This is a genomic window from Streptomyces sp. NBC_00457, from assembly GCF_036014015.1.
GTDB lineage: Bacteria > Actinomycetota > Actinomycetes > Streptomycetales > Streptomycetaceae > Streptomyces.
In genome coordinates, this window is record NZ_CP107905.1 from 266,274 (window position 1) to 285,232 (window position 18,959).

16 protein-coding genes and 1 pseudogene are annotated in these 18,959 nt (G+C 73.3%); 3 read left to right on the forward strand and 14 right to left on the reverse strand.

What is annotated here, in order from left to right:
- Positions 1-57: 57 nt before the first annotated feature.
- Together OG828_RS01285 and OG828_RS01290 are read right to left on the reverse strand one after the other, a co-directional pair.
- Positions 58-198, reverse strand: a complete 141-nt coding sequence (locus OG828_RS01285; RefSeq protein WP_328349281.1) for a hypothetical protein — start codon at positions 196-198, stop codon at positions 58-60.
- 385 nt (positions 199-583) lie between these two features.
- Entirely contained in the window at positions 584-3,127 is a 2,544-nt protein-coding gene (locus tag OG828_RS01290; protein ID WP_328499782.1) for a condensation domain-containing protein, read from the reverse strand.
- Here OG828_RS01290 and OG828_RS01295 point away from each other — a divergent pair.
- Positions 3,126-4,037, forward strand: a complete 912-nt coding sequence (locus OG828_RS01295) for a hypothetical protein (RefSeq protein WP_328499783.1) — start codon at positions 3,126-3,128, stop codon at positions 4,035-4,037. The genes OG828_RS01290 and OG828_RS01295 overlap by 2 nt on opposite strands.
- Here OG828_RS01295 and OG828_RS01300 read toward each other — a convergent pair.
- The 10 genes and pseudogenes from OG828_RS01300 to OG828_RS01345 form a co-directional block, all read right to left on the reverse strand.
- A complete protein-coding gene (locus OG828_RS01300; RefSeq protein WP_328499784.1) occupies positions 4,034-4,186 on the reverse strand; it encodes a hypothetical protein in 153 nt (50 codons plus the stop codon). The genes OG828_RS01295 and OG828_RS01300 overlap by 4 nt on opposite strands.
- Before the next feature lie 266 nt (positions 4,187-4,452).
- Positions 4,453-4,782, reverse strand: a pseudogene (locus OG828_RS01305) (sec-independent translocase); the annotation flags it as partial.
- A 169-nt stretch (positions 4,783-4,951) separates the two neighbouring features.
- On the reverse strand, positions 4,952-5,905 hold the full coding sequence (locus OG828_RS01310; protein WP_328436319.1) for an aromatase/cyclase: 954 nt from the start codon (positions 5,903-5,905) through the stop codon (positions 4,952-4,954).
- Between the two features lie 185 nt (positions 5,906-6,090).
- Positions 6,091-6,843: a thioesterase II family protein gene (locus OG828_RS01315; RefSeq protein WP_328499785.1), complete on the reverse strand. Its 753-nt coding sequence runs from the start codon at positions 6,841-6,843 to the stop codon at positions 6,091-6,093.
- 847 nt (positions 6,844-7,690) lie between these two features.
- Positions 7,691-8,512 (reverse strand): AfsR/SARP family transcriptional regulator, encoded by an 822-nt coding sequence (locus tag OG828_RS01320; protein WP_328349286.1) that lies wholly within the window; start codon positions 8,510-8,512, stop codon positions 7,691-7,693.
- Between the two features lie 333 nt (positions 8,513-8,845).
- A complete protein-coding gene (locus OG828_RS01325; protein WP_328499786.1) occupies positions 8,846-9,037 on the reverse strand; it encodes a hypothetical protein in 192 nt (63 codons plus the stop codon).
- Between the two features lie 240 nt (positions 9,038-9,277).
- Positions 9,278-10,117: an AfsR/SARP family transcriptional regulator gene (locus OG828_RS01330; protein WP_328436321.1), complete on the reverse strand. Its 840-nt coding sequence runs from the start codon at positions 10,115-10,117 to the stop codon at positions 9,278-9,280.
- 265 nt (positions 10,118-10,382) lie between these two features.
- Positions 10,383-11,072, reverse strand: coding sequence for a ScbR family autoregulator-binding transcription factor (locus tag OG828_RS01335; RefSeq protein WP_328349288.1), 690 nt, complete (start codon positions 11,070-11,072; stop codon positions 10,383-10,385).
- A gap of 74 nt (positions 11,073-11,146) precedes the next feature.
- A complete protein-coding gene (locus OG828_RS01340) occupies positions 11,147-12,739 on the reverse strand; it encodes an acyl-CoA carboxylase subunit beta (RefSeq protein WP_328499787.1) in 1,593 nt (530 codons plus the stop codon).
- A gap of 125 nt (positions 12,740-12,864) precedes the next feature.
- Positions 12,865-13,053: an acyl-CoA carboxylase epsilon subunit gene (locus OG828_RS01345; protein ID WP_328349290.1), complete on the reverse strand. Its 189-nt coding sequence runs from the start codon at positions 13,051-13,053 to the stop codon at positions 12,865-12,867.
- Between the two features lie 336 nt (positions 13,054-13,389).
- Here OG828_RS01345 and OG828_RS01350 point away from each other — a divergent pair, with 336 nt between their 5' ends.
- Positions 13,390-14,385: a ScbA/BarX family gamma-butyrolactone biosynthesis protein gene (locus OG828_RS01350; RefSeq protein WP_328499788.1), complete on the forward strand. Its 996-nt coding sequence runs from the start codon at positions 13,390-13,392 to the stop codon at positions 14,383-14,385.
- 263 nt (positions 14,386-14,648) lie between these two features.
- On the opposite strand, the gene OG828_RS01355 is transcribed toward OG828_RS01350, so the two are convergent.
- Positions 14,649-15,503: an NAD(P)H-binding protein gene (locus OG828_RS01355; protein WP_328499789.1), complete on the reverse strand. Its 855-nt coding sequence runs from the start codon at positions 15,501-15,503 to the stop codon at positions 14,649-14,651.
- Between the two features lie 209 nt (positions 15,504-15,712).
- On the opposite strand from OG828_RS01355, the gene OG828_RS01360 reads away from it, so the two are divergent.
- Positions 15,713-16,381 (forward strand): ScbR family autoregulator-binding transcription factor, encoded by a 669-nt coding sequence (locus tag OG828_RS01360; RefSeq protein WP_328349293.1) that lies wholly within the window; start codon positions 15,713-15,715, stop codon positions 16,379-16,381.
- Here OG828_RS01360 and OG828_RS01365 read toward each other — a convergent pair.
- Positions 16,374-17,918 carry an FAD-dependent monooxygenase gene (locus OG828_RS01365; protein WP_328499790.1) on the reverse strand — a complete coding sequence of 515 codons (1,545 nt, stop codon included), beginning with the start codon at positions 17,916-17,918 and terminating at the stop codon, positions 16,374-16,376. The genes OG828_RS01360 and OG828_RS01365 overlap by 8 nt on opposite strands.
- Between the last annotated feature and the right edge of the window lie 1,041 nt (positions 17,919-18,959).

Sequence of the window (18,959 nt, forward strand, 5' to 3'; positions counted from 1 at the left end):
GGTCGAGGATGCCCGGGCCGCAGCAGCGGGCCGCGCCGCGCGAGCCGTCCCGGCACGTCAGTCGATGCCGCGCACGACGTGGGGCTCCCAGGTGTCGTCCTCGTCGATTCCGGCCAGCAGGAGCGGCGGCACGTGCGGCAGGGAAAGATCCCTGCGCTCGTTGGGCATCCTGCTGCCCTCCTCTTCGGTGTCGTACATCTGATCCTCCTGTCCGGCCGGCTCACGTGGGGCAGCGGCCGGGCCTGTAGGGCCCTCGGCCGTGACGCCGGCGCAGCAGGCCTGCTCCTGGGGCCCGGCGGCGGGGCGCACACCGGGCGTACGCCGCGGCCGCGTGGGCCCCGAGGGCCGCACCTGTGGGGCAGCGGTGGGCCGTACCTGCGGGGCAGTGCCTAAGACTCCCGACGGGGCCGCCCATGCATCAGCCACCCTGCACAACGTCGCACGAGAAACGCTCGAGGAACGGTGGGGAAACGGCGGGCGGGCACCGCCTCGCCGGCCACCGGGCGCACCGCGGGTGCGGCTGCCCCGCATGCCGCGGCGGCAGGGCACGCGGTGCTCGGGCCCGGCCCTCCTGCGGGGTGCGCTACGCGCCGTCGGCGTCCAAGGGCCAGCCGGTGGCGGCGTTCAGGGCTGCGGCCAGTTCGCGGGCCCGCTCCCACTCGTCTGCCGTCGCACCGGCGAGTACCACCCGCGGCGGGCGGTGGCCGTCCGCCGCGATGCGCCGGGCGATGTCACAGGCGCGGGCACCGGCTCCGGAGAATCCGCCGAGCAGCAGAAAGGGGCCCTGGCCGAGCGCGGTGAGGGCGCCCGGTGCGCCGCCCGGGCCGGCGTCGGCGGGGAGCACCAGCAGTTCCTGGGGGCCCTCATAGGCGTGGGCCAGCAGGTCGTAGCAGGTGAGGGGGGCGCCCGGCGGCGGTATCAGGCAGATCGTTCCCGCCTGGTCCTGGCGCGCCGCGCGCAGGGTGATCCAGGGGGTGTCCTGGCCGTCGTGGAGGGCGTCGGCCATGAGGGGGGCGGTGCTGGACTCGAGGAGCTGCAGGGCTTCGTCGACGGTGGTGGACTCGTCTGCCCACAGGGGAAGTTCCCGCAGCAGCAGGACGCTGTGCGCCAGCAGTTCGCCGGCCGCCTCCTCCCCGAGCTGGGCCCGGTCGTGGACCTCCGTGAGGACCAGGCCGCCCGCGCTGTCGTGGTGGGCCAGCAGCCCGACGGGGAGTACGGAGTGGGCGGGCAGGATGCCCGGGAACTCGGCCCCCAGGCCGTGGGCGGCGAGTTCGGTCTCCAGGCCCTGCACCGGATGGGGCGGGTCCTCGAAGGCGATGACGGTGTCGGCGTGGGCGCTGCTGTGGCTCCAGGCGCGGATCCAGTCGGCGGGTACCCATTCGTATGCGGACATCTCCAGGGCGCGGTCGCGCAGTTGTTGCAGCAGGTGCGGCACCGGGCCCGCCGGGTCCACCTCGACGGTCATGGGCAGCGGGTTGCGCAGCGGCCCCGGTATCCGGGCCGCGCCGTCCAGCGGTATGCCGCGCCCCGACACGGTCACCGCGAAACAGACGGGGGCCGCTTGGGTGGCGCCGGAGGCCCAGTAGATCAGCATGGCCCAGACGGCCTGCAGCACGCTGCTCTCGGCGGTGCCCCAGGTGCCGGCCCAGCGGGCGAGGCGGGCGGTGTCGGCGGGGTCCAGGCGCAGCCGGGCACGGCCGGCGCCGGTCAGGCCGGTGGCGGCGGGCCGGCCGGGCCGTGAGGCCGCGCCGTCGGGGGGTGCGCTGCGCGCCCAGAACCCGCGGGCGGGCTCCGGGTTCTGGGCCGCGACCCAGGCCGTGTAGTCGCGCAGGTCGGGGCGGCGCTCACCGCCGGGCAGGGTGCCGCCGGCGAGGTAGGCGCGGTAGAACTCGCGCAGCAACAGGTGCGCGCTCCAGGTGTCGAGCAGGGCCCGGTGGTAGCTGACCAGGATCCGGGTGGGGGCGGGGGTGGTGTCGGGCGGGGTGTGCTGCGCGTCCAGCAGGGTCAGGCGCAGCAGTGCGGGGCAGTGCAGGTCGAAACCGCGCAGCCGGTCCCGCTCGAGGAAGGGGTGCCAGTCGTCGTCGCTGACGGCCCGGCGGGTGATCTCGGGCACGACCCGGTCGTGCACCACGAGCAGCGGTTCGCCGCCGCCGGTGAACGCGGTGCGCAGCACCGTCTCGCAGTCGAACACCGACTGCCAGGCCGCGGCGAAGCGGGCGGCGTCGAGCGGGCCGTGCCAGAGCCATACGAGCTGTTCGACATGGCGTCCGGTGCCGGGCCGTCCCGCGCCGCCGGTGTACAGCGCCGACTGCTGGGGGGTGGCCCGCAGGACGAGCGGAGCCGGGGCGGCGGGCGCGTCGGCGAGCTCTCCCAGCAGTTCTCGCAGCAGGTCCTTGAGGGCGGCCACCGTCGTGTCGGTGACGCCGTGCGCCGGGGCGGTGGCCCAGTCGAGAGTGATGTGCAGCCGGCCGTGGGCGACCTGGGCGCGGACCTCGATGGGGTGTGCGGGCCGGCCCGGTGTGCTGCCGTGCGCGGGCCGGGCGAAGCCGGGCAGCAGTTCGCCGGGGCCGGGCACGCTCAGACACGTGGGGGCGGGCGGCAGTTCACGCAGCCGGCGCCGCAGCAGCGGATCGGGGCCCCACTCGCGGCAGGCTCCGAAGCCGGCGCCGCCGGGGGCGCCGCCCGCGCAGTCGGCCAGGGGGCCGGCCAGCGCGGTGAGCTGGCCAAGGGCGTCGAGGCCGGGGTCCGGTGTGAGATGGACCGGGTAGGGGTCGGCGAGCCGGCCCACGTGCTCGCGCAGGCCGGGCCGGCCGCTGCGGGGGTCGCCGCGCAGGTCGAAGCTGACCTCGTCGGATCCCTGCCAGCGGGCCAGGGCGAGCGCGAACACGCCGGTCAGCACCTGTGCGGGGGTCAGCGCGAGCCGCCGGGCCAGGACCTGGACGATCCGCTCGGTGCGGTCCTGGTCCAGGACGAACCCGGTGTGGCGGACCTGGCCGGGCCCGGCGCCCGGCCCGGCCGAGCGGGGCGGACTGGGCGGGCGGGGCGGGCGGGGCGGGCCGGTGGGAGTCGCCCGTCCGCAGCCTGCGCCCGGCGACCAGGCTCCAGTGCCGCGCCTCGGCGGGGTCATGGGCCAGCTCCCGCAGTTCGCCGACCCAGTCGGCCAGGTGGCCGGGCCGGCGCCGGGGCCGCGCCGGACGTCCGGCGCCGGCCGCGTCGAGGGCGGCGCTCAGGTCGTCGAGCAGGACGGGCCAGGACGCGGCGTCCACGGCGAGCTCATGCACGACCAGGGCAAGCCGGTCGGCGCGCGGTCCGGCCGGACGGCGGTCCCGGGCGAGCAGCGCCCGCAGCTGGAGGCCGGCGCGCACGTCGAGGGTGCGGCCGGTGAAGTCCACCGCCGCACCGAAGCCGGCCTCGTCGGTGAACTCCCTCTCCACCAGCGGATCCGGCCGGCCGGCCGGCCCGTTGCCGGCCCGGGTGGTGAGCCAGCCGTCCGCGGCGAGGCGGGAGCGCAGCTGAGGGTGGGCGGCCAGGACGGCGCCCAGGGCCTCGCGCAGCGCGCCCGCGTCCGGTGCGGCGTCCGTTTCGAGCAGCACCGTCTCATAACGGTGCGCCCCGCCGGATGCGAGGAGGGCGCGCTGGGCGGTGGTCAGCGGGTGGTCGGCGGCGGGCGGCGGCTCGGTGAGCCGGTCGGCGATGCGGCCCGAGACGAGGGCGGCGGGCCCTGCCTCCGCCGCCCACAACCGCAGCGTGTGGTGGTCGGGGCCGTGCCGCAGCAGCTGGTGCCGCGGCACGGGCCGCTCCCGGCCGTCGGCGATGAGTTCGCCCAGGATGTGGTCCAGGGCGGCACGGTCGAGCGGCCCGCGCAGCTCGAGGTCCCACCGGCTCGCCTGCGGGGCGGGGCCGGGGTCGACGAGCACGGAGATCGGCGCGTGGGGGCAACGGTGAACAGTCATGGTGGCCGGGGTGTGCGGTCCGTCGCGGGGCCGGGTACCCTTCTCTCCTTTCTGCGGGCGCTGAACGGGCAGGCAGGCTCCTAGAACGGCCCGGCCGCCGTGCCCGCCGTGCCCGGGGCGGCGGCACTGTGGAAGGTCACGCGCAGGCCCGAGGCGGGGTGGCAGGGGTGGATGCGGCGCGGGCGGCGCCAGGCGGCGTATACGTGGGCCGGGCCGTACTGCCTCTGCCTCATGACGGCCTCCTGGCCTGCCTGACGTCCACAACGGTCGGGTTCAGCACGCTAGTTGCCGCACCGCCCCGGCGTCCGTTTTCCCAAGCGGGTGTGCAGCGGGGGCCGAGCGGTGCCCCAGCCGGCAGGGCCGGTGCACCCACCCGCCGGGGCGGGGGCGGGCCGACGCCTGCCCCGGCCCGTCGGGCGTTGCCTCACGAGGGCCGGGGCAGGGGACGTGGACGTTCAGGGGGCGGCTACGGTGAGGGGGGCCTGGGCCTGCGGGCCGGCTCGCTCTCGGGGCCGTTCACCGCGTCGGCGACGTCTGCCGCTTCTTTGCGCAGGTCGAAGCTGTTGCGGATCTCCTTTAGCCCCAGTTCGTCGCTGCCCAGCTGCTTGCGGATGAACGTTTTGGGATTCAGGTCCTCGAAGGTGACGTCCTTGAACTCGGGGCCGAGTTCCTCGCGGATGTCCTGCTGGGCCTGGTCCGAGAAGGCACGGACCTTCCGGATGATCCTGGCCGCGTCCTGGATTACCTTCGGCAGCTTGTCCGGGCCGAAGATGAGCACGGCAAGAATCGCGAGCATCACCAGCTCAAGCGCGCCTATGTCATTGAACATTGCAGCTCCTCGCCGTGTCCGGGCAAAAAGCCACGGTACGGGGTAGCCGAGGAGGCACTGCTTTCTTTCCGCCGCGGCTCGACTGCATTCCAAGTATTCCCGCAGCACATCGCGGTCGTCGCCGTTCGCAGGGCTGCTTTGGGGCGCGGCCGCCCGCCCCTCGTCGCCGTCACAGCATGCGGACGGCGCTTTCCGCATGCTGCTTGGCCAGGGTCAGCAGGGCCAGGCAGTTCTGGCCGAGCGCCTGGCGCACATGCCAGCGGGCGTGTGCCAGGCCCGCGTCCTCGCCCAGCACGGCGGCGATGTTCTCCTCGCGCAGCACGACGCTGTGCTGCGCGAGGACGGTCACCCCCGTCTCGTCCGGGACGACGGACCATTCGCCGGTGTGTGCCTTCAGCAGGGGGGAGGCCGCGGTCTCCTTGTAGATGATGCGGCCCGCGTGCGGGAAGCAGATCCGCACCGAGTCGGCGCTGTGCGCACCGGACTCGGTCAGCGTCTTCACTTGCATGCGCTGCACTCCGGGCGCGTCCTCGGTCAGGTCGACCCGGGTGACGTGCGGGACCAGCTGGGGCCAGGCCTCGGCCCGGTAGAGAAAGTCGTAGACCAGTTCGGCCGGGCCGTGGATGCGCACCGAGTCCTCGAAGGACAGGACCAGTTCGTCCAGGCGCGTCCACCGCTCGGCGAAGGCCTTCACGTCGGCGAGCTGGGCGCGGCTGTTCGCGCCGGTGGCGCGCTGCGCCCACGCCACGTCGTCGGGCCGGTCCCCGGTGACGCTGAAGTCGTACCGCAGCTCCAGCTCGCTGCGGTGCGGGCCTTGGGAACGCACGTTCAAGGTGCCGCCCAGCGAGTTGAACGGCGACGCGGGCAGTTCCTGCCGGAATTCCACGCGGCGCTCCACCGGGTCCAGGTGCCGCCACGAGGTCCAGGATTTCAGCTGGCCGTTCATGAGGGACCACATCCTCAGCCACCCCCGTTCGCCGTCGAACTCCAGCTGCTCCACATGGATGACCGGGGAGAAATACAGCGGCCACTTCGCCGCGTCGGTAATCAGCGCGTAGACCACACCGGCGGGTGCGGACACGTGCACCGTGTGCGCGGTCTTGTCCGCGAGCTCAGCAGACATCTGAACACCTCTCCTTGCCTTACGCCGACGGGGACGCAAACAGAATTTTCAGACGGCCGGACGACACCGCTGATGCACGAGGGGGTGAAGCGCTGCCCCCGTATCCGCCGGCTGACGTGCCTCGCACGGTGATGCAGGGGGGTCGCAGGCGCCCCTGGCCCGCACCGGGTGACCGCGGCGCGGGTTCAGCCGACGGGCACGCGCTGGCGGGCGAGGCGGCCGGCGACGCGGCAGGCCCGGCCCAGCAGCCGCGGCAGTTCACGGCCGCCGCGTACGAAGAAGTGACGCCCGGGGACGGTGCGCGAGCGGACGGGCCCCTGGGTCCACTGCCACCAGCCGTCGGTGATCGTGGGCGGCGCGAGCGGGTTCGCCTGCGAGGAGACGACGAGGACCGGTGTGGTGAGCGGGCCCGTGGAAGAGGGTGTGCGGGCCGCCTCTTCCAGGGCCTTGGCGAGCTCCAGGTCGGCGCGGAGCACCGGCAGCATGGCCCGCAGCACGATCCCTTCGTCGCTGCCGGGCGGCACGGCGCCCTGGCCGCCCAACAGGTGCAGCACGTCGGCGTCCGTCGCCCCGCGGACATCCGGCAGCGCGGAGGGCGTGTGGGGCGGCGGGCAGGCACTGACGGCAAGGAGCGCGGGGCCGGGCACCCCCGCCTCGTGCAGGGCGCGCGTCACGGTGAGGGCAACCAGGGCGCCCAGACCGTGCCCGTACAGCACGTACGGGCCGCAGCGCGGGCCGGTGAACGGGGGCAGCAGATCGGCGAGCAGCGCCTCATGCGTGGTCACCCGGGGTTCGGATCGCCGCCGTTGCTCCCCCGGCAGGGAGACCGCCCTCACCTCCACCCCGGGTCCGGTGCTCTCGGCCCAGCCGTCGAAGACGGAGACACCCCCTGCGGAGTGTGCGAAACAGTGCAGTCGCACGGGCTGTTCGTCCGACATGGCATCCTCCTTGGCCTCCCCCCTGGGGCGCAGGGGTGCGGTTCGAGAATCGCCGGAGGGCCTCAAGCATCCCTGGAGAGCGGGCTGAGGCCCGCGCGAAGGCGAGCGGGCGCGAAGACCTCCGGTGCCAGGCGACGTGAGAGACCCTCGATTCCGACGGGAGCCTGGTTTTGTGCGGCCGCCGGAGCCCGTACCCGTCGGGTAGTCCGCTTCAGCAGGGGGAAGCACGCCAGGATCACGCATGAACGCGTAGCTCACCGGCCCTTCCACGGTGGAGACGGGACTCGGTGTCGGTGGAACGCCCAACGAGCATCTGGAACGAACGCCTCGTGACCACAGATCGCGCATGTCCCTGGACACCGGGATCGGCCGGCACCTTCCGCGCAGCAGCGTCTTGTTACGGCTCGCCGGCTTCGACTGGCCCACCCGGCCACCAAGTGAATGAGCCCGGAAAACCTCGGCAGGTCATCGGGACGGCGGTGCGCACGGATCCCCCCAGGTGTCCCGGCACGCGAGGGCCGTCACCCGGTGCAGCCGTCCGAGTGCGCCCGCGCCCCGTCCGAAACCTGCGGTGCACCGCCTCGCGCACGCGTCTGCCGCCCTGCGGGTGGCCCACCGTCCCGGCGGCAAAGGGCCGCGCCGGCTCGGGACATGGACGGTGCGCCCACCACCACGGCCGGGCGGTACGGGGCGTCAGACCGGGTGCCCGGGCTGCGGCCGTTCGCCGCTGCCCGGGCAGGCACGCCCGGCCTCCTCGCAGATCCCACCGTGCTCGGGCCGCCAGGCCTCTGACTCCGGGATCACTCCTAGGCGCTGAGTACGGCGCAGGCCCCCGCTCCGGCCGGCCTCAGGCGGCATACAGGTCGAAGGTCGAGCTGCGCCGCTCTCCGGCGACGACATCCAGTCGCGGGTCGACGGCCAGCATGGCCTGGTGCAGGCGCTGCACCTGCGGCGAGGGCTCGACACCCAGCTCGTCGATCAGCCGGTTGCGCAGTTGCCGGTAGACGGCGAGGGCCGAGGCCTGCCGCCCCGACCGGTACATGGCCACCATGGCCTGCGAGTGCAGCCCTTCGTGCTGCGGGTAGCGCGCCGTCAGCTCGGCGAGTTCCGCGATGAGTTCGGCGTGCCGGCCGAGCCGCAGGTCGGCGTCGATGCGCCGCTCGACGGTGCCGAGCCGGCTCTCCTCCAGGCGCATGACCTCGATGGCGAGGATCGGTCCGACCCGTACGTCGACCAGCGCGGGCCCGCGCCACAGCTCCAGCGCCTTACGGAAACGGGCAGCCGAGGTCGCGTCGTCCCCGGTCTCGAAGGCTGACCTGCCTTCGGTGACCATGCGTTCGTACTCGTGCACGTCGACGCTCTCGGGCGGTATCTGCAGCAGATAGCCGCCGTGGCGGGTGGCGAGCACTTCCTTGGCCGTGCCGGGGGCGTCGGGCCCCATCGCGGTGCCCAGGCGCCGGCGCAGCTGGAGGATGTAGGTCTGCAGCGTGGTGAGCGCGCTCTGCGGCGGCTCGGTTCCCCAGATTTCCTCCATGAGCATGGGAACGGGCATCACCCGTCCGGGGTAGAGGGCCAGCAGGGAAAGAATCTGCCGCGGCTTTCCGGCCGTCGGGACAATCGATCCCCCATTGACCTCGGCACTCAACGGACCCAGAACCTGAATCTTCACTGCTTTCCTCCGTAGCTCGCCGAGTTCCTCTCATGGCTGAATTCCGTCACCGTCAGCACACTAGCCAACATCGCGCCACACCCTCCTTTCTTCGACCAGAGCTCGAGGAGGTTTCAGCGGAACACCTGGATCCGCACAATTGCGTCCGGCGTATCACGGGATGCTCTTCCCGGCCGCCCTTCCCATGGAGTTTTTACTGCAGAGAAACCGAATGTGCGGAACTCGAAATTCCGTCTGGCGGGCATGTCCCGTGGGGAGGGGTGTCACCGGTGCGCACGCGTCAGGGGAAGAGCGCGCGGTTTCGGCGCCGCCGGTGACGGCCCGCAGGTGTGCTCAGCGGCCCGGGTGCGGGGCGCCCGGCCACGGCACGGGCAGGGCGGCGCACGCCGGGCGCGGCGCGCGTCCTGGCTTCGGCGCTCCGGGACGTTTGCCGGCGGCGAGGCGGCCCCCGGCGGGTCGGGCGGGCCGGGCTGCGGTGTCCTTGTGGGCGGTCAGGACCATGACGGCGAAGACGGTGGCGGCCACGGGGTGAGAGCCGGCGTACGGTCCGTGCGGGCCGCAGCTTCCGGGCCACTGCCGGATCCTGTGCGGCGGCCGGCGTGTTCAGGCCGTTGCGCCAGGGGCGGCGGCGGACCCCCGCGGGCCGGGCGGCAGGGAGAGCAGGGAGAGCTCAGCGGTCTTAAGGGCGGGTGCCTGCCGCTGTCCGGGGCGCCGGCGGACCGGGGCTCCCCCGCAGCACGCAGGCGTCCGGGAACGGGCCCTCACTCAACTCGTCGCGACGAGCCGCTCCTTGGCCGCGCCGGCTGCCGCCGGCTCGGGGCTGGCGGTGAGGACGGACCGCTGCAGGCGCTGCAGCGCCGCGGACGGCTCCAGGCCGAGGTCGCGGACGAGCGTGACCCGCAGCCGCTGATAGGCCTCCAGGGCCTCTCCGCGCCGCCCCGAGCGGTACAGCGCGAGCATGAACTGGCCGTGCAGGCTCTCGTGGGTGCGGTAACGGTTCACCAAGACCGTCAGCTCGGCCAGCAGTTCACGGTGGCGCCCCAGCCGCAGGTCGGCCTCGATGCGCTGGTCGAGAGCGCACAGCCGGCTCTCCTCGAGGCGCTTGATCTCCGTCTCCAGCTGCTCCCCGACCTGGACGTCCGCGAAGGCGGTGCCGGACCACAGCGCGAGCGCTTCGCGCAGCTGGCGCGCGGCGCCGGGGAAGTCACCCGCGTCCATGGCCCGGTATCCCGTGCCCGCGAGCCGCTCGAACAGGCGGACATCGCTGGGGCCGCCGCCGCTGGCCAGCAGATAGCCGCCGGGCATCGTCACCAGCACCTCCTTGGCGGTGCGCGGTGCGCCGGGTCCGTGCGCACCGCCGCGCTCGTCCTGGTCCAGGGCCACGGCGATGAGTTCGCGCAGCTGCAGGACGTACGTCTGCAAGGTGGTGCGGGCGCTGCGCGGCGGGGTGACGCCCCAGAGCTCCTCGATCAGGGCGGCCACGGGCACCACCCGGTCGGCGTGCAGCGCCAGCAGGGCCAGAACCTGGCGCGGCTTGGGAGCCGTCGGCGTTATGGAGACGCCGTTCTCCGTGACGGCCAGTGCCCCGAGTACCTTGATGTCCACGCGATCTCCCCTGTCTTATGCACGAGCTCCGGTCATTCCGTGGCCGCCAGCGGAGGCCACTCCGGCTCCTCACCCAGGGTAAAAACAGCACGCGCGGTATGTCAATACCAAACCGCGCGTCCTGTATCTCTTTGGTCCCGAGTCGAGGTCATGCACTCATTGAGCAGGGCAAACGCTTGATCTCCGGCGGGACTCAAGGTGTTCGCGGGGCATCCTCGAGGGCTTCTCAAGGGAAAGCAGGGAGGGCGTGACCGGGATCCGGGCATTAAACAAACCTCTTGGTATGCAAATTTTGGGGGTTCACCTGCGCGGACTGCTCCTGCGCGGGGACGGCGTTCAGCAGGTTCGAGCCCGCGCACACCAGCTGGTCCCTGGCCTGCCGGCCGGCGAGCAGCGGCAGGAGAACCTCCCACAAGCGGGTGACGCTGCGGCGGGAGAGCCAGGAGGCGTCCTCGCCGCCGAGGATCTCGAAGCCCGCGGTCGCGGCGACGATGACGCGGGCCCCGTCCGCGGCGGACACGGCGGGCGCCAGAGCGCCGCTGCGCTCGGCCCGCCCAAGGCTGTCCTCGACCCAGCGCTGCCACTGCCTGCGCAGGGAGGGCCCGCCCCGGCGCGCGACGTCGCCGGCGAGTTCGAAGCCGGCGCGGACCACGATGTCGCGGGCGAGGCTGTCCATCAGAGCGTGCGTGGCGTCCACCACCGTCTGCAGGGAGTCGCCGTGGCGGGCCCGCGCCGCCTCGGTGATCCGCCCGACGGCCTCGGCGGCCTCGGCCCGGACCGCTTCGGCGAGCCGGTTCTTGCTGGCGAAGTGGAAGTGCAGCGCTCCGTTGCTGACACCGGCCCGGCTGCTGATGGCGCTCAGCGACGCGGCGACAAAGCCCTCCTCGGCGAACACCGCGGCCGCGGCCTGGATCAGCGCGTGCCGGGTGCGGGCCGCTCGCTCCTGTTTGACCATGTGCTGTCTCCTACAGAAGGCGGGAGGCCGAAAGCCGGCACCGCACCGGCGTCCCACGTCCCGTGGGCGTAGTGCTACTGCGGGGGATTGCCGTGCTTGCGGGAGGGCAGGTCGGCGTGCTTGCTGCGGAGCATGGCCAGGGAGCGGATCAGGACCTCGCGGGTGGCGGCCGGGTCGATGACGTCGTCGACCAGCCCGCGCTCGGCCGCGTAGTAGGGGTGCATCAGCTCGGCCTTGTACTCCTTGACCATCTTGTGCCGCATGGCCTCGGGGTCCTCCGCCTCGGCGATCTGGCGGCGGAAGATGACGTTCGCGGCGCCCTCGGCGCCCATCACGGCGATCTCGTTCGTCGGCCAGGCATAGGTCAGGTCGGCGCCGGTGGACGCCGAGTCCATGACGATGTACGCGCCGCCGTAGGCCTTGCGCAGGATCAGCGAGATCCGCGGCACGGTCGCGTTGCAGTAGGCGTACAGCAGCTTCGCGCCGTGCCGGATGATCCCGCCGTGCTCCTGGCCGACGCCGGGCAAAAATCCGGGGACGTCCAGCAGGGTGAGGAGCGGGATGTTGAAGGCGTCGCACATCTGGACGAAGCGTGCGGCCTTCTCCGACGCCTCGATGTCCAGCACCCCGGCCAGGCTCTGCGGCTGGTTGGCGACGATGCCGACGACCTGGCCGTCCAGCCGGGCCAGCGCGCAGATGATGTTGCGGGCCCAGCGCTCGTGGACCTCGAGGTACTCACCGTCGTCGACGATCTCCTCGATCACCTTGGCCATGTCGTAGGGCCGGTTGCCGTCGGCGGGCACCAGGTCCAGCAGCACGTCCGAGCGCCGCTCGGCCCGGTCGCCGCCGGGCGCCTTCGGCGGGGCCTGACGGTTGTTCTGCGGGAGCATCGACAGCAGGTAGCGCACCTCCGCCAGACAGGTCTCCTCGTCGTCGTAGGCGAAGTGGGCCACGCCGGAAGTCTCGGCGTGCACGTCCGCGCCGCCCAGGCCGTTGTGGGTGATCTCCTCGCCGGTGACCGCCTTGACCACGTCCGGGCCGGTGATGAACATCTGGCTGGTCTCGCGGACCATGAACACGAAGTCGGTCAGCGCCGGGCTGTAGGCCGCGCCGCCCGCGCACGGGCCCAGCATCACCGAGATCTGCGGGATCACCCCCGAGGCCCGGGTGTTGCGCTGGAAGATGCCGCCGTAGCCGGCAAGCGCGCTGACGCCCTCCTGGATGCGGGCGCCGGCGCCGTCGTTCAGCGACACCAGCGGCGCCCCGGTGGCCAGGGCCATGTCCATGATCTTGTGGATCTTCTCGGCATGCGCCTCGCCCAGCGCGCCGCCGAAGATGCGGAAGTCGTGGGCGTAGACGAAGACCGTGCGGCCCTCCACCGTCCCCCAGCCGGTGACCACACCGTCCGTGTACGGCTTTTTCAGCTCCAGCCCGAAGCCGGTCGCCCGGTGCCGGCGCAGCTGCTCGACCTCCCGGAACGAACCCTCGTCCAGCAGCAGCTCGATGCGCTCCCTCGCGGTCAGCTTGCCCCGGGCGTGCTGCGCCGCGCTCGCCTTCTCGCTCGGCCCGGCCAGCGCCTGCTCACGGATGCTGTGCAGTTCCGCCACGCGCCCGCGCAGATCGGTGGGCCCCGGTCCGACGGGGGCCGGGGCAGTCGTCATCGCCATGTCAGGTGCCTTCCTGGGACAAGACCGTCAGGCCCCGTCCCGGATCGTGACAGCATAATAACAAACCGCATGCGCGGTTTCTATTTTGGATCCGGTGAACACGTGGAGGAGATCACCACCGGCCGTCAGCGCCAGCCGTCCGGCGCCGCATAGGCGTCCGGCGTGCGCCACCACCGCATGGCGGCCGCCGGCGGCTGCCCGGGCTCCTGCCCGGCACCCGCCCGCAGCGCGAGCAGCACCGCGACCACGGCGGCCAGTTCCGCCTCGTCGGGCCGGCCCCGCTCCACCCTGATCAGGACTTCCCTCCCGTCCATCCGACCGCTCCCCCTTCGCCTCGGGCCTCAAGGACACGGTCGGACAGACCGCTCAAGAATGGCTTTGAGCTCACTTGAGGTACCGGGCGGGCCGCCCCTCTCACCGCACCGGCACACCACAGCCGTCACACGGCCCGGCGTGCGCGGACGACCTGCGCGTTGCGGGCGGGTCCCGAGGCCGCCGATGATCGGCTCCACATGTGGGAATGGACCGTTCCATATCGCACCGGGCGGAGTGCCGCGTTCCTTCTAGAAATTAAACCGGGTGGTATGTATCTTCGCTGTCCTGAGAGGCTCCGCCACTGACATTCAAGCCAAAGCGGCTCAGGGGGAATCATGTCTGCGAGCACGTTCCACAGGAACCGCGCGATACGCGGCGCGGCACACACCGAGAACGACACCACTGCCACCGGGGCCGGCGCCCTCCCCTACCGGTCCCTGACCACCACGGTCCCCAAGGAATTCGTCCACCGCGCGAGCGTCGCCGAGGTCATGCTGACGGACTGGGCGCGCGCAGGCGAGGACCGCTTCCGCCTCGCGGCCCAGTGGCCCCGCGGACACAGCTTCTTCGTCAACGTGGACGGCTGCCACGACCCGCTGATCGCTGCCGAAACGATCCGCCAGGCCGGCATTCTCCTGGCGCACACCGAGTACGGGGTCCCCCTCGGCCACCACTTCCTGGTGAGCGATCTCAGCGTGGCCGTCCGCCCCCGGCACCTGCGCGTCGCCGCGGCACCCGCCTCGCTCGAACTCGACGTCAGGTGCCGCGACATCAAACAGCGCGGCGGCACGGTGCAGGGATTCAGGATCGAGGTGGACATCTACCGCGACGGCCACCTCGCCGCCACCGGCGGCGGCGCGCACACCTGCATCACCCCCCGGGTCTACCAGCGGCTGCGCGCCGCCCGCGTCCCCGACGGCACCCGGCCCCCGGTGATGGCGCTGACGGCCCCGGTGCCCCCGCAGACCGTCGGGCGCATGTCGCCGACCGACGTGGTCCTGTCCCCCACCGGCACGCCGAACCGCTGGCAGCTGCGGGTGGACACCCGCCACCCGGTGCTCTTCGACCACATGGTCGACCACGTGCCCGGCATGATGCTCTTCGAAGCCGCCCGCCAGGCCGCGGCCGCCACCCTGGGACATGCCTCCCTGCCACTCGCCGTCACCAGTGAATTCCACCGGTACGTCGAACTGGACACACCGTGCGTGATCGAAGCGCGCCGCCTGCCCGCGGCCGGCCCGGGCCGCGAGGAGTCCGTGCTCGTGACCGCCCACCAGGACGAGGCGGCCGTCTTCCGGTCCACGGTGACCATGGCGCCGCTGCCCGCCTAAGACACCCGCCGCCCGTGCCCGGGCCCGGCACGCCGCCGGGCCCGGGCACGCCGGACGGCTGGCTGCGCGCCGTAGGGCGGGTTCTACGCGCCGCCGGACGGCACGGTTCTGCGCGCCGGAGGGCGGGTTCTGCGCGCGGCCGGAGGGCGGGTTCTGCGCGCCGCAGGCCCGCGGGTTCTGCGCGCCGCCGGAGGGCGGGTTCTGCGCGCCGCGGGCCCGCGGCTGCGGGCCGCGGGCCTGCGGCGCGGTGCCCGCGTGCCTGCTCAGGCGGGCAGCGGCCCGAACGCCGCGAGATGTGCCTGGGCCCAGGCACGGAAGGTGCCCGCCTCACGGCCCGTCACCCGCCGGACCGTGTCCTGCACCCCGGCCTTGGCCCCCGCCCTGAGCCGCCCGGCGCTCTGAAGCAGCGCCTCGACCACCGGCGCCGGATAGCGCCCGGCCAGCGCGGCGCGTGCCTGGCCGGGGCTGAGCTCCTCGAACCTCAGCGCGACACCGAGCAGCTCGCCCAGCTGCCGCGCCTGCTCGGCCGCGGTGAGCGCCTGCGGCCCGGTCAGGGTGTAGGCGCGCTGGGCGTGCCCCTCCTCCACCAGCGCCCGCACCGCCACCTCCGCGACGTCCGCGGGATCCACACAGGCGTGGGCCGACTGCCCGTACAGCGCCCGGACGGTGCCCTCCGCGCGGACGGACGCCGCCCAGGACAGGCAGTTGGACATGAACGCGCGCGGACGCAGCAGGGTCCACTCCAGGCCGGAGGCGCACAGCCGTTCCTCGCCGGCACGCTGCCACCGGGTGATGAGATCACCCGCCTGCCCGTCCAGGACGGCCGCCGCGGAGAGCTTCACCACCCGCTGCACTCCGGCCATTTCGGCAGCGCGCAGGAAACGGGCGTCGTCATCGCCGCCCACGCGGGTGGTGACAAGAAACGCCGCCCGTACACCCGCAAGAGCCCGGGCGAGCGAGCGCGGATCCCCGTAGTCCCCGGCGACCGTCTCCGCCGTCGCCGCCGCCCCCGTGACCCTGGCGGGATCCCTGGCCATGATGCGCACCGGCAGGTCGGCCGGAAGCCGCCCCACCACTTGACGCCCCACCGTCCCCGTGCCGCCCGTCACCAGGATCACCGCGGCCCCTCCCCCGTCCGGCCGGGGGACAGCCCCCCGGCACACCATGATCCACTCAACGCTCTTGGCCTTCCTGCCGCGACGGTTTTGAGCACCTCATTGAATGCCGTACGGCTGGAGGGGGTACGAGAACCCCCAACCGGCTGTAAGATACAAACTGTGCGGTTTTTTCTGGGCCTCCGGGGCTCACCGAACAAAGGAGGCCGAACGTGGTGAAACAGGACCGGGCGATCCGGACCCGGCAGGTGATCCTCTCGGCGGCGGCCAAGGCCTTCGAGGAACACGGCTACCAGGCCGCGACCATCAGCGAGATCCTCGCCACCGCCGGCGTGACCAAGGGAGCCCTGTACTTCCACTTCCCCTCGAAGGAACACCTCGCCGAGGGCGTCCTGCACGAGCAGGACCAGCGGCTGCCGATCCCCGACCGCGCCTGCAAGGTACAGCAGTTCGTGGACACCATGGTCCTGCACGCCTACCTCCTGCAGACCGACCCCATGGTCCGGGCCGGCGTACGCCTCGCCCTCGACCAGCAGGCCCAGGGCCTGGACCGCAGCGGGCCCTTCAGGCGCTGGAGCGACATCGGGATCGAACTGCTGGAAAAGGCCCAGGCCCAGGGCGAACTGATGCCCCACGTCATCCCGGCCGAGACCGCCGACGTCGCGGTGGGCGCCTTCGCCGGCGTCCAGGCCATGTCCCAGGCCCTGCACAACTACCAGGACCTGCCACGCAGGGTCGCCGCCCTGCTGCGGCACCTGCTGCCCAGCGTGGTGGTCCCCTCCGTGCTCGCCGCCGTCGACCTCACCGAGAGCAGGGGGGCTGCGGTACAGGCCGAACTGGAGGCCCTGCGCCCCCGGCCGCAGCCGGCACCGGTCAGCTGACCGCCCCGGCGAGCACACCCCCGGCCCCCGCCCCCGCACCGAAGTACGCCGTCAGGGCGGCGGCCGGCCCGCCCGCCCCCGACGCCCAGGCGATATAGCCGTCGGGCCGCACCAGCAGCGCATCACACGACAGCTGGGGCACCGGCTCGCAATGCACCACCCGCAGCAGGGAGGCCCACCCCCGGGCCTGCTCCGCATACCGGCCGGCGCCCCGCTCACCGAAGAGCAGCAGCAGCGGCCGCCCCCCGCCCAGCAGACCGATGACATCGGCCGGACCCTGACGGGTCACCAGCCCCACATTGTGCAGAAACCTTCCCTCCCACGGCGGGCCCTGCGCGCCGCGCCCCGGCAGCACCGTGTCCTGCGCACTGACCATCGACGCCAGCACACCGCTCTCCCCCTGGCCGGCCAGCAGCTCCCCGAACAGCTCCCGCAGCGGATCCAGTTCGGGCCCCGGCCGCATCAGGGCGAGCTGGGCCCGCGCGGAGTCGATGACCCGCCGGGCAGCGGGCCGGCGCTCGGCGTCATAGGTGTCCAGCAGCCCTGCGCCCGCACTGCCGCGCACCGTGAGCGCGAGCTTCCAGCCGAGATTGACCGCGTCCAGCAGACCGGTGCTCAGCCCCTGCCCGCCGATCGGGAAGTGCACATGCGCCGCATCCCCCGCCAGCAGGACCCGCCCCCTGCGATACGACGCCGCCAGCCGGGAGAAGTCACTGAACCGGCTCAGCCACCTCGCCTCCCCCATCGCGATGTCCCGGCCCGCGATCCAGCCCACCTCCCGGCGCAGCTCCTCCACAGTGAGCGGCACACGCCGCTCAAGGTCCGCGCCCTCACAGTTCAGCGTCCGCAGACGCACCACACCCGACGCCACGTCCTTGGCGACGATCCAGCCGCGCGGCGTGCGATGCCACCCCGCCCCCAGAACCCCCGCCCCCTGAACACGGACATCGCCCGCCATCGCCGACACGGTGGCCGGGTACGTCCGGGAGGCGAAACCCGCCTGCTCCCGCACCAGACTGCGCGCCCCGTCCGCCCCCACCAGATACCCGCCCGTGCAGATCACCCGCCCGCGCGGCCCCGCGGCCGTGACCCGCACCCCACCCGGCCCCTGCCGCACCCCCGTCACCCGGTACCCGCGCAGGATCCGCGCACCGGCGGCCCGCGCCCGCTGCTCGAAATGGCGCTCCAGCTCCTCCTGCGCACACTTCAAGATCGGCTCCGGCTCCGCGGCCGGCGCCGAAATGGCCAGCCCCGCAATCCCCGCGAAATGAAACGCACTGCTCACCCGCGCCGAACCGCCGCCCTGGTCCGCGCCGCCGCCCTGGTCCGCGCTCACCAGCCCGGCGAGATAACCCCGCCGCACCAGACACTGCACCGTACGGGCATGCAACGTCGTCGCCTTCGGCCACCGCGACACCCCGCGCTGCGACTCCACCACCACCGTCCGCACCCCGTACCCCGCCAGCTCACACGCAAGGACCATGCCCACCGGCCCCCCGCCGACGATCACCACCTGCGCCCGCATCCCCCGCACCATCTACGACCTCCCCCAGTCACGGACCAGCACACAAGCCAAGGAAACAGCAGCCGCGGCGCACGAAGACTTAAGCGGCCGCCCCCGTCCAGAACAACTCCGCACCCCCCACAGGGAGTTGAGCTGCCCAGCTCACCCATGCACACGAACGAAAAGAAATATACCGGTTGGACGGTTCTTTGCAAGGCATTGACACCCCCACCCCCACCCGCCGGCCCCCCACCGGCCACACGCCCGGAACACTCACCCCGCCGGCCCGGCCCGCCACCACCGGACCCGGACCCGGACCCGGACGCGGACGCGCAACACCACCCATGACACCACCCGCGCCACCGCCTGCGCCGGGGACGGCACCCAACCCCGCCCCGCCCCCAGGCAGACGGACCCAGCACCCCGCCACCCGCCGGCCCGCCCTCCCCTCCCCTCCCCTCCCCTCCCCTCCCCTCCCCTCCCCTCCCCTCCCCTCCCCCCGGCAGACGGCACCACAGTCCCGCCCCGCCGGCAAAAGAGGCACGCCGGGCCGCAGGCCCCACACAGCGGCCGGCGCCGCGCGGCAGTCCTCGATCCGACGGCCGCGGCGGGAGCACGAAACGGACCCGGACCCGGCTCCCGGCCCGGCCTGCCCTGTCCTGTCCTGTCCTGTCCTGTACGAGCCCGCGCAGGCGCGTCCGCGGAAACGGACCCCGCACGTGAGCGGCGTGCGGGTGCCGGCGCCCGGCTTCGCACGGCGGGAAACGCCTCTGCGGCCACGTCGCCGCCTGGCACAAGGAAGGCATCTTCGACCGACCCGACGGCCTCCTGCGCCGGTCGGTGCGCGAGGCCGGGGGCCGCACCCCCCCGGGCCGAGCGCCTGCGTGGTGGACGCGCGGAGCATCAAGACCTCCGCCAGCGTCCCCGCAGCCGGCCCGGGCACCGACGCCGGCCAGAAGACAGGAGGCCGAGGGCGCCGCCTCGGCGCCGACACCCTGGCCTGCTGCCGGCCGTCCGGGTGAGCGCCGCCGGCGTCCGCGACACCACCGGCGGCATCCGCCCGCTCCCACAGAC

Coding starts and splice junctions, on each gene's coding strand:
- OG828_RS01285 (WP_328349281.1), bottom strand. CDS start 198: ATGTACGACACCGAAGAGGAGGGCAGCAGGATGCCCAACGAGCGCAGG.
- OG828_RS01295 (WP_328499783.1), top strand. CDS start 3,126: ATGGGCCAGCTCCCGCAGTTCGCCGACCCAGTCGGCCAGGTGGCCGGG.
- OG828_RS01290 (WP_328499782.1), bottom strand. CDS start 3,127: ATGACCCCGCCGAGGCGCGGCACTGGAGCCTGGTCGCCGGGCGCAGGC.
- OG828_RS01300 (WP_328499784.1), bottom strand. CDS start 4,186: ATGAGGCAGAGGCAGTACGGCCCGGCCCACGTATACGCCGCCTGGCGC.
- OG828_RS01310 (WP_328436319.1), bottom strand. CDS start 5,905: ATGTCTGCTGAGCTCGCGGACAAGACCGCGCACACGGTGCACGTGTCC.
- OG828_RS01315 (WP_328499785.1), bottom strand. CDS start 6,843: ATGTCGGACGAACAGCCCGTGCGACTGCACTGTTTCGCACACTCCGCA.
- OG828_RS01335 (WP_328349288.1), bottom strand. CDS start 11,072: ATGGTCAAACAGGAGCGAGCGGCCCGCACCCGGCACGCGCTGATCCAG.
- OG828_RS01340 (WP_328499787.1), bottom strand. CDS start 12,739: ATGGCGATGACGACTGCCCCGGCCCCCGTCGGACCGGGGCCCACCGAT.
- OG828_RS01345 (WP_328349290.1), bottom strand. CDS start 13,053: ATGGACGGGAGGGAAGTCCTGATCAGGGTGGAGCGGGGCCGGCCCGAC.
- OG828_RS01350 (WP_328499788.1), top strand. CDS start 13,390: ATGTCTGCGAGCACGTTCCACAGGAACCGCGCGATACGCGGCGCGGCA.
- OG828_RS01365 (WP_328499790.1), bottom strand. CDS start 17,918: ATGGTGCGGGGGATGCGGGCGCAGGTGGTGATCGTCGGCGGGGGGCCG.